2 protein-coding genes are annotated in these 1,169 nt (G+C 65.9%); both read right to left on the minus strand.

The annotated features are described in order from the left end of the window. On the minus strand, positions 1–254 hold a 254-nt coding region (locus tag AC1DZ6_RS25535), incomplete at its 3' end, for a DUF3035 domain-containing protein (protein WP_477099881.1). A 338-nt stretch (positions 255–592) separates the two neighbouring features. Beyond that, positions 593–1,102 (minus strand): signal peptidase II, encoded by a 510-nt coding sequence (lspA, locus tag AC1DZ6_RS25540; RefSeq protein WP_477099882.1) that lies wholly within the window; start codon positions 1,100–1,102, stop codon positions 593–595. Positions 1,103–1,169 lie beyond the last annotated feature (67 nt).

Genomic DNA, 1,169 nt, shown 5'->3' on the forward strand with positions numbered 1-1,169 from the left:
GCGTTGCTCTGGCCGATCAGGGCCTGACGCGCGGCGCTTTCGGGCTGCAGCTCCTGCGGGCGCGGCTCGCCGGGGGCCGGCGGACGCAGGCTGTAGTCGGGCGGCACCACCAGCGGCGCCTTGGTGACGACGCGGAATTCGTCAGGAACGACCTTGCTCATGCCCAACGCCTTCGACGTGGACTGGCATCCGGCGAGGCCCATGGCGGCCACGGAGGCCAGAACGCCCAGGGTCGCGACCCGATAGAAACTCATGAAACCTGCTCCAGCGGCCCCCCGGGCCGATATTTCGGACGCTCTCGATACGACATCCGAGGCCGGGCGCCAATCTTCCTTGGAAACGTGGCCACGTTAGGGCCGTTCTGTCGCGTTGCGGTGGATCTGTGCAGGCATTTGAAAACGGCAACCAGCCTCCGAATCCCTTCTTGTCCGTCATTCCCGCCCTTGTGGCGGGAACCTCTCTGTCCGCCGCAGGTGCGAATGAGTGGCGCGCCAGCGCGCCAAGGCGCTTCACCGTCAGCTGAACCAGGGGTTCCCGCCACAAGGGCGGGAATGACGGCTGAAGGAGGTGTCGCCCTAGGAAGCTGGGCGCGTTACAGCCCGTGGCCGTCGGGATTGGCGATCTTTTTCTCTTCCGACAGGAAGCTGTCCAGCAGCAGCAGGCACACCCCGACGGTGATGGCCGAGTCGGCGACGTTGAACACCCAGGGGAAGTGCATCCGCGACACGTCGATGAAGTCGACGACATAGCCGTAGCGGATGCGGTCGATCAGGTTGTTGCCGAACGCCCCGCCGATGATCAGGCCGATTCCCGCCCCCATCAGCGGCTTGACCGCCTTGCGCGCCCAGACCGCCAGGCCGATCACCACGGCGGCCGAGAAGAGGGTCAGCAGCCAGCGGCTCAGCTCAGAGCCCCGGAACAGGCCAAAGCTCATGCCGTAATTATGGACCATGGTCAGGTACAGCGGGCCAAAGACCGACTGGCTGGCGCCCTGGGTCGTGCCGAGCGTGGCCAGGATCCAGGCCTTGCTGATCTGGTCCAGCACGATGGTGACGATCGCGATGGCGTAGGCGGTCCAGCCGAGGCGGGTGATGGATTTCATGGTCGTCGTTCTTCCTTGGATCCTCTCCCGGAAGGGGAGAGGAAGGGGCCCGCCGCGCAGCGGTGGG

Source organism: Caulobacter sp. P1_B12_2, assembly GCF_056406675.1.

Excerpts from the sequence above, each read along its gene's own strand:
- lspA (WP_477099882.1), bottom strand. The coding sequence starts at position 1,102 with ATGAAATCCATCACCCGCCTCGGCTGGACCGCCTACGCCATCGCGATC.